We start from the raw sequence: 8,238 nt of genomic DNA on the forward strand, positions 1-8,238 counted from the left end.
CAAGAACGCCTACGACTCCAGCAACCACCGAACACAGGCACTGACCGGCTGGCTAGACTTCTACAACCACCGCCGAAACCACGCAGCCCTCGGAGGACGCCCACCCATCAGCAGATGTAACCAACCTGCTGGCTGAGTACACCTAGATCGCTCCCTTGGAGCCGGGGGTCCCACCCAGCAGCGGCGCCAAAGCGCGCCAGCGGGCAATCTCACACCCGTCAGTGAGCGAGAGTTCCGTGTGCACCGCGCGCCCATCAAACGTGCCGGTAATCAGGGCCCGCTGCGGGCCTCCGTATTGCTGGGTACAGCGCTTCGGTGGCCCCGGTTCCGGAAAGAAGATGGCTTGCCCGTGCTCGCTCACGGCGGTCAAGGCCGCGGCGGCGTCGGGCACGGTGGACCTGTCTGACAGGGTGCCGTCCACGGCCACCAGGGCGAACTCGTGGTGCGGCCCGTCAGGAGTTTCGCTGAGCCTGATGGCAAGATCCATTGACGGCGGATCAACGTGTTGCTGTTTCATGGGTCCTTTCGATGTCCTGCAGGGCTGCGGCTAACCGCCCGCGGAGCACGGCAGCCTCGTCGGCAAAACCGCGCTGCTGCAACACGTAGTCCGCCTTGCCGTCAGGGGTTTCGATCCGGATGGGTGGGTAACCCCATTCGGCGAGATCGTAAGGCGAGGCCCGCATGTCCATGACCCGAACCCGCCAGGAGAGCTCGAAGCAGTCCATGACCAGCTCGCTGGGCAGCGCCGGCGTCAACTTGTAGGCCCATTTGTAGAGGTCCATGTTGGCGTGCAGGCAGCCTGGTTGTTCAAGGTGGCGTTGGGTGTCCCTGGTGGGTTCGAGCTCGTTGAGCGGCGTGGCGTCAGGGGTGTAGAACCGGAACGCATCGAAGTGGGTGCACTTGATCTTGTGTTGGTCCACCACCGTGTCGGTGCCCGCAGATCCCAGCCGCAGGGTGAGGTATTCGTGGCGCAGTTCGAACTTGTCCTGGTGGTACACCATGGCCCATTCATGCAGGCCGAAGCAGCCAAACTGGGCAGGCCTGGCCGCCGTTCCGCGCACGATGATCGAGGCGAAGTCCACGGCGTCCTTGCGGTCCGTCAGGAAGGCGCCGGTATCAACGGTGACCGCGCAGCTTCCCGCCGGCAGCCCCAGGCTGGTGAGTTCGCCGTCGTCGAGCGTTCGGTAGTGTTTCCAGCCGCTGCGGGCCGCGGCCGCCTCGCCAGCCAGGACGGTGCCTACGCCCGGGTGCCAGCGCCGAAGCTGACCCGGCTTCTGCGTGTAATAGGTGAAGAGGAAATCTTCCACGGGGTGCTTTTTCCCGGCGGAACGGCGTGCAAGATAGGGGTCGGCGTAGCGCGCCACACGGTCCTGGTGAGCCTGCTCCAGGGCAAGCCACTGGTCCGCGGGCAGGACGTTAAACTGCGCCACCGGTGACGCCCAGGACATCGTGGGCGGCATTCCATGCGCTGATGGTGCAGCCGTCGGTGCGGCTGAAGGAGGCGTCCACGGGCGTGCCGTCCAGCACGCCGCTGACGGTGGCCGTTTCGGGCCCGCCGTACTGCTGGGTGCAGGCCTGGTCAGCCGGTTTGTTAGGGCTGAGGATGGCCGCATTGGCTTTCAGGGCTGCGCAGGCGGCGGCAGCTGTGGGGTGGCTGGATTCGGCGCTGGCAACTCCGTCTTGGCAGACCAAGGTGTAGTTGATGGCGGCCTGGCCCTCGGCAGGGATGACGGCGATGGAGAGCTCTGCGGTGCCCTGCCCGGGACCGGACGACGGCGGCTGGCTGGGTTCGGGGGCAGGTGCGGTCTGCGTGGTTTCGGCGTCTGCGGACGGCGTGGGTGCAGCGGAACTGGAGGGTGCGGCGGTAGCTGACGCTGAGGGTTCCGCAGGGGGCGAGGTGTTGCCGCCTCCTGACCCGCCGGAGCAAGCAGTCAGCAGCCCAACGGCGACCGCCATAACAGCCAGGTGCACGCGGGTTCTGCGTATCTGCTGGGGCTCCCTCATGGTTTGAGTCTAGCCGTGTCGGGAATCCTTGTCCGAAGTTGCGGCGATCAACTCCATCATGGTGGCGTGCAGGGTGGTGATCTCTGCCCTGCTCATGCCGAGGCGCTGCATCATGGTCCCTGGCACTGCCAGCGCCTTGTTTCGAAGGTCAACGCCAGCCGGGGTGAGGTCTACGGCGAGGGCACGTTCATTGCCGTCGGCGCGTTGGCGGGTGATCAGGCCCGCAGTTTCGAGCCGACGCAGCAGGGGAGAGATGGTGGCAGGTTCCTGGGCGAGGGCGTCACTGATACCGCGGACGGTTCGTGGGCTGGTTTCCCACAGGCACAGCATCACCAGATATTGCGGGTGGGTGAGGTTGAGCTCTTCCAGTACCGGTTTGTAGGCGGCCACTACGCTCCTGGCTGCGACGGTGAGCGCGAAGCAGAGCTGCTGTTCGAGGAGCAGGTCTTCGTCGACGGGTGCGTCGGCGGGCTGGGTCACGGCAAACTTCCAATCGTTAGTGCACTAATAATTAGCCTACACTTGATTGAGGTAGTCAGTGGATAGAGGAGAAACTCGTGGTCAAGTCGCATTCTGAGGGCAGGGAAAATGCCGCGCAGCGGTTCATGCGCGCCACAGGAAAGTTGCGGGCCGTGTTTGGGCCTGCCAACCGATCCGCGCTGGGCCATGACATGACCGAGGAGAACCGCCGGCTGCTGGCTCAGCGCGAAGCGGAAACCCAGCAATGGGAAACTGTGACCCGGCCCGATGGCAGCACCTATGTGGTGCCACGCAATCCCGGCGACCAATCCCTGCGCTGACCTGCCAAGACTCAGGTCCTTTTTGCTGTTTCGGGCGTAAAATTGGACTGTTGGCGTCGGAGGACGCCAACACCACGCCCAACCCTCACGAAAGGGGGTGGAACACAGTGGCCTTCACCACGGAAAAGTTCATGGGCATGACCAGCAGGCTTCGGTTTTTCTTTGGGCCCGCCAGCCGTCTCGATGCTGACACTCCGGTAGCGCATCGCCAGGACGAGTTTGAGCAGGCCTCAACGGAGGATCTCTCGCACTTCCTCGTCGAGTCGGATTCATCCGGCCATCACTACGCCGTGCGGCGCGACTCAACTGATCATTGACTGATCAGCACGGCAAGACAGGGAAGGGCCCGCAGAAGCGGGCCCTTTCCTGTCTTGCAACGATCCGAAGGCTAGCGCCCGGTGCCACCGTAGACGGTCGCTTCGCTATCGCTGTCCAGGTCGAAGGCCTTGTGAATCACGCGGACGGCCTCGTCAAGGAGATCGGCGTGGGTCACCACCGAGATGCGAATTTCAGAGGTGGAGATCATGTTGATGTTGATGCCGGCGTCGGACAGGGCCTTAAAGAAGGTTGCCGAGACGCCCGGATGTGAGCGCATGCCGGCCCCAATCAGGGAGAGCTTGCCGATCTGCTCGTTGTAATCGATGGACTCGAAACCGATGAGGTCCTGCGCTGCGTGCAGAGCGGCGAGGGCTTCAGCTCCCTCCACGATGGGCAGGGTGAAGGAGATGTCCGTCTTGTTCCGCCCCTGAGTGGAGACGTTCTGGACGATCATGTCGATGTTTGAGTGCGCGGCGGCGATGACCTCGAAGATCGCTGCTGCCTTGCCGGGGATGTCCGGGACGCCCACAACGGTGACCTTGGCTTCGGAACGATCGTGTGCAACGCCGGAGATGATTGGCTGCTCCAAGGCAACTCCCTCTTGAGTGGTGATCTTGTCGTCAGCGCTGGGGATGACCCAAGTGCCTTCGTGCTGGCTAAACGATGAGCGGACGTGCAGGGGCACACCAAACCGCCGGGCGTACTCCACGCACCGTAGGTGCAGGATTTTCGCCCCGGAAGCTGCCAGTTCCAGCATCTCTTCGCTGGAGATGGTGTCGATTTTCTGGGCGGCCGGCACCACGCGGGGATCGGCCGTGTAGATGCCGTCAACATCCGTGTAGATCTCGCAGACGCTTGCCTCAAGGGCTGCAGCCAACGCCACAGCAGTGGTGTCCGAACCGCCGCGGCCCAGCGTGGTGATTTCGTTGGTGGCGCGGCTCATGCCTTGGAAACCGGCAACGATGGCGATATGGCCCTTGCCGAGGGCGGTGCGGATCCGGTGCGGATCGACGTCGATAATGCGGGCCTTGCCGTGGATTCCGTCGGTGATCATCCCGGCCTGGGAGCCCGTGAAGGACTGCGCGGAGGCGCCAAGCTTGTTGATGGCCATGGCTAGGAGGGCCATGGAAATGCGCTCGCCAGCGGACAACAGCATGTCCATTTCGCGGGCGGGTGCGGAATCGGTGACTTGCGCGGCGAGGTCCAGGAGCTCGTCAGTGGTGTCACCCATAGCGGACACCACCACCACCACGGCGTTGCCAGCCGACTGGGCATCCACCACGCGTTTCGCCACCCGCTTGACACCCTCGGCGTCGGAAACGGAGGAACCGCCGAATTTCTGCACAATAATCTGCTGGGTGCCGGCTTCTCCAGTAGGCTGCTGCTGCCTTGCGTCGTGCACTTCGGAAATGGGCGTACTCATGCGCATACCTTCACTGGATCAGTTGGGAATCTGGCGGCTGGGCTGCCTGACGTCGATTGGGGCGTCGTCCCACGACAGTTTATCGCCGGGCGCAACGTGGCAGACAAATTGTGACCGCATGCCGATCGTCATGTTCCGCAGCGGGCACACCAAGTAGGCTCGGGGGCACAAGCAGAGGAACTGTGGGGGACAGGGATGCAGGACATGGCAATGAATTCAGAAGGGCCCACGCCGGGGACCGTAACGCGCGACGGCGGCATCTCGGCACACGCGGTCAGCCGCAGTTTCGGGACGGTCAAGGCGGTGGAGCAGATGGACTTCCACGCGCCGGCCGGAGCGGTCACCGCTTTGATCGGACCGAACGGTGCAGGCAAAACGACCCTGCTGCTGATGCTGGCGTCACTGCTGGCACCGGACCAGGGAACCATCAGCGTCGGCGGACTGGACCCGGCAAAGAACCGCGCCAAGGTCAGGGCCCAACTGGGCTGGATGCCGGACACCTTGGGAGTCTGGGAGTCTTTGACGGCCAGGGAAATCCTCAGCCAGATGGCGCGTTTCTACCGGCTGCCCGTCGCCGGGATCCCGGACAGGGTGGCGGCCATGCTGGACAAAGTGCGCCTCGCCGACCTCGCAGACCACCCTGCCCGGGTGCTCTCCCGTGGCCAACAGCAACGGCTCAGCCTGGGCCGCGCACTCATCCATGACCCATCGGTGTTGCTCCTTGACGAACCCGCCTCCGGACTCGATCCGGGGTCGCGAGTGGAGTTGCGGCTGACACTGCGGGAATTGGCGGCAGCGGGCAAGGCAGTAGTGGTGTCCTCGCACGTGCTGAGCGAACTCGACGAGATCGCCGACGGTGCAGTCTTCGTGAGCCACGGCAGGACCATCCGGCAGCAAAGCACCGAAGAGGCAGCAGCCGCCGGCCGGCGCTACGCCATCACCGGCGCTGACCCCGTCGCGCTCGCAGCCCAACTGACCACGCTGGGATGCGTTTTCCGGCAGGAAGGCGGCCGCCGCCCGGCGGTCAGCCTGATGCTGACGAACGAGACCGCTGCGGCGGCGCTGCTGCGGGATCTGGTGCTGGCCGGCGTCGTGATTACCTCGTTTGCGCCTGCCTCCGGAGCGTTGGAAGAGACGTACATGAATCTTGAGGGGGAGCAGAAATGAGCCAGGTCGCTGAGCGGATGCCAGCCGGTTCGGGAGCAGCCGGCTACCTGTCTGGAGTGCGGGACGTGGTGGTGCTGGAGCTGAAACAGCGGCTCCGGGCGCGGGGCTGGTACATCATGTTGGCGATCTGGTTCGTACTGACGGGGCTGGTGACATGGCTGACCTGGGCCAGTTGGGCTGCGTCCCAGCTGTCGCAGCGGGAGTACGGCTACGTTGCCAACAGTGCCGGGCCGGGATCGATGATCTTTGAGGTGGTGCTGGCTTTCGTCCTGCTGTTTGCCCTCCTGGTTGCACCAGCGCTGTCCGCGAATGCCGTGAATGGTGACCGGGCCGGCGGAACCCTTGCCATCCTGCAGGTCACGCTCCTGGAACCGGGCCAGATCATGTGGGGAAAGTTCCTGGCAGCTTGGTTGGCAGCGCTGGCCTTTCTGGTGGCCAGTGCACCGTTCCTGATTTGGGCCGTTATTTTGGGTGGCCTCGCACCGGAGTATGTCGTGGTCTCCCTGCTGATGCTGGCCATCGAGGTGGGAGTGGTGTGCGCGCTCGGGACGGGGATCTCTGCGCTGGCAGGCCGGCCGCTGTTTTCGATCGTGGTGACGTACCTGTGCGTGGCTGGCCTGGCGGTGGGGACGCTGATCGCGTTCGGTTTGGGCTTGGGACTTTCACAGGGAACCGTTCAGGCCAACCAGCCGATTTACGGTGAATACGTTCCGTTGACGGATCCGCCCGCTGGTCCGGACTATACGTGTGAAGGCCCAGTCACTACCCAACCTGCCATCCGCACCGAGCGCGTTGCCTGGCTGTTGGCCATGAACCCCTATGTAGTGGTGGCGGACGCCATTCCCTACAAAGACCGTTCCGCAGCCGGAGCCAATCGCTATGGCCCGGTGGGCGCTATCGAAAGCATCAGCCAGGGAGCCCGCTACGCCTTGGCAGGTCCGGACCAGACAACAGCCTGCGCCAACGGCGAGGCCAAGCCGCAGTACCTCACCCAGACCACGCCGCTCTGGCCGCTGGGCTTGGGACTGCAGCTGGTTGTTGCCGGCCTGTTGATGTGGTTCGGCTGGCGGTCATTGCGCACCCCAGCACGCAAGCTGGCGCGGGGGACCAGGATCGCCTAAGGATGGTGGGGCCGCGGCCCCACCATCCTTAGGTCCCCATCCCCAGGTGCGCTCCACCCGCCACGTCCAGCGTGACGCCGGTGATGTACAGGGTTGAGCGTCCGCAATCGTGAGGGGCTTGACACTGTGCCGGTCACCGAGGCGCTCACCCTGAGCCCGCCCTTTTCGCATCCTGAGATGCGATGAGCCAGTTGTCCACATAGGGGTTAAACCTCGCGGAATTGTCGAGCCCTTTTGGGATAATTGAGGTATGACAAGGACGTTGGATTTTCGGGCTGTCGCCGCCGCAGAACGCGGCGGCTCGAGCATCCACGCCGGAACGAAAGCTCGTCTCGAGGATCACCGCGCCACCGCGGAGACCGGGAGCCCATGCGCCGGTTCTAGCCCTATCATTCCCGCCAATGGTGCCTTCTCGGTGGCCGCTGTTTCGCCGTCGTCACTGCCGGTCGTGGGGGTCCCGGATCTCCTCCTCGCGGTGGGCCAGGTTCGGCCCGCAGTGGATGCGGCCGGGTTGATTGATCAACTCCGCGGCCTCGAAGATTTGAAGTCCGCGGCCGCTGGCCTGCAAGCCCGGCTTGCCGTCGCGTTCGACACCCTCGAACGCACAGCTCAAGCCGCGGCCGGGGTGCCCGCCGCCGAGCGAGGCCACGGTGTGGGGGCGCAGATAGCGTTGGGCCGGCGTGAATCCCCCAGCCGTGGCGGCCGGCTCCTGGGCCTCGCCCGAGCCCTCGTCACCGAAATGCCCCACACCCTCGCCGCCCTCAACACGGGGGACCTCAACGAATGGCGCGCCACCCTCCTGGTCCGGGAAACAGCGTGCCTCAGCGCCGAGGACCGGACCGCCGTGGACGCTGAACTCGCCGCCGACACCGGCACGTTCACCGGGGCCGGTGACCGGGCCCTCATCGCGGCGGCCAGGACCGCCGCGTACCGCCATGACCCACGCACCACCACCGAACGCGCCCACCACGCCGCCACCGACCGGCACGTCAGCCTCCGCCCAGCACCAGAGACCATGACCTACCTCAGCGCGTTACTCCCGGTCGCTCAAGGCGTCGCCGTCCTCGCCGCCCTCACCCACGAAGCGGACTCAGCCCGCGCCACCGGCGAAACCCGGTCCCGCGGGCAAGTCATGGCCGACACCCTCGTGGAGCGGATCACCGGGACCCCCGGCGGGATCACCGGCATCACGATCAACCTCGTCATGACCGACCGGACCCTCCTGCACGGCGACAACGAACCCGCCCGACTCACCGGCTACGGGACCGTCCCCGCAGCATGGGCCCGCACCCTCACCACCAACCCCCCCACCAACCCCACCACCAGTGCCGGTACCGGTCCTGGCGGTGCCATCGCCGGGGACACGCCACCGCCCCTCACGCAGGACGTCCAGGTGTGGGTCCGT

General features: G+C 65.1%; 11 protein-coding genes. 6 read left to right on the forward strand and 5 right to left on the reverse strand.

All coding sequences use genetic code 11. The annotated features are described in order from the left end of the window. Positions 1-136: integrase core domain-containing protein (locus PSET11_RS11620; protein WP_148088037.1), on the forward strand; the 136-nt coding region annotated here is incomplete at its 5' end. Positions 137-142: 6 nt separating this feature from the next. Here PSET11_RS11620 and PSET11_RS11625 read toward each other — a convergent pair. The 4 genes from PSET11_RS11625 to PSET11_RS11640 are packed head-to-tail and all read right to left on the reverse strand — an operon-like array spanning position 143 to position 2,484. Further along, a complete protein-coding gene (locus PSET11_RS11625; protein WP_124092470.1) occupies positions 143-517 on the reverse strand; it encodes a serine protease inhibitor in 375 nt (124 codons plus the stop codon). Further along, the gene (locus PSET11_RS11630) at positions 498-1,448 is read right to left on the reverse strand and encodes a 3-methyladenine DNA glycosylase (RefSeq protein ID WP_124092472.1); all 951 of its coding nucleotides are present in this window, start codon (positions 1,446-1,448) and stop codon (positions 498-500) included. Before PSET11_RS11630 ends, PSET11_RS11625 begins: the two co-directional genes overlap by 20 nt. After that, a complete protein-coding gene (locus tag PSET11_RS11635) occupies positions 1,417-2,004 on the reverse strand; it encodes an SSI family serine proteinase inhibitor (protein ID WP_124092474.1) in 588 nt (195 codons plus the stop codon). Before PSET11_RS11635 ends, PSET11_RS11630 begins: the two co-directional genes overlap by 32 nt. Before the next feature lie 9 nt (positions 2,005-2,013). After that, on the reverse strand, positions 2,014-2,484 hold the full coding sequence (locus PSET11_RS11640; protein WP_124092476.1) for a MarR family winged helix-turn-helix transcriptional regulator: 471 nt from the start codon (positions 2,482-2,484) through the stop codon (positions 2,014-2,016). Positions 2,485-2,609: 125 nt separating this feature from the next. On the opposite strand from PSET11_RS11640, the gene PSET11_RS11645 reads away from it, so the two are divergent. Together PSET11_RS11645 and PSET11_RS11650 are read left to right on the forward strand one after the other, a co-directional pair. Next, on the forward strand, positions 2,610-2,804 hold the full coding sequence (locus tag PSET11_RS11645) for a hypothetical protein (RefSeq protein ID WP_124092484.1): 195 nt from the start codon (positions 2,610-2,612) through the stop codon (positions 2,802-2,804). A gap of 131 nt (positions 2,805-2,935) precedes the next feature. Next, a complete protein-coding gene (locus PSET11_RS11650; protein WP_124092486.1) occupies positions 2,936-3,121 on the forward strand; it encodes a hypothetical protein in 186 nt (61 codons plus the stop codon). A 71-nt stretch (positions 3,122-3,192) separates the two neighbouring features. Here PSET11_RS11650 and PSET11_RS11655 read toward each other — a convergent pair whose 3' ends face one another. Continuing rightward, complete coding sequence (locus tag PSET11_RS11655) at positions 3,193-4,545, reverse strand: aspartate kinase (RefSeq protein WP_124092478.1); 1,353 nt, start codon at positions 4,543-4,545, stop codon at positions 3,193-3,195. Positions 4,546-4,749: 204 nt separating this feature from the next. Here PSET11_RS11655 and PSET11_RS11660 point away from each other — a divergent pair, with 204 nt between their 5' ends. The 3 genes from PSET11_RS11660 to PSET11_RS11670 all read left to right on the forward strand — a co-directional run. Next, positions 4,750-5,712, forward strand: a complete 963-nt coding sequence (locus PSET11_RS11660) for an ABC transporter ATP-binding protein (RefSeq protein ID WP_238989132.1) — start codon at positions 4,750-4,752, stop codon at positions 5,710-5,712. Continuing rightward, positions 5,709-6,833, forward strand: coding sequence for an ABC transporter permease (locus tag PSET11_RS11665; protein WP_124092480.1), 1,125 nt, complete (start codon positions 5,709-5,711; stop codon positions 6,831-6,833). Before PSET11_RS11660 ends, PSET11_RS11665 begins: the two co-directional genes overlap by 4 nt. 250 nt (positions 6,834-7,083) lie before the next feature. Further along, the coding region (locus PSET11_RS11670) for a 13E12 repeat family protein (RefSeq protein ID WP_124092482.1) at positions 7,084-8,238 on the forward strand (1,155 nt) is incomplete at its 3' end.

This window comes from Arthrobacter ulcerisalmonis (genome assembly GCF_900609065.1).
Taxonomy (GTDB): Bacteria; Actinomycetota; Actinomycetes; order Actinomycetales; family Micrococcaceae; genus Arthrobacter; species Arthrobacter ulcerisalmonis.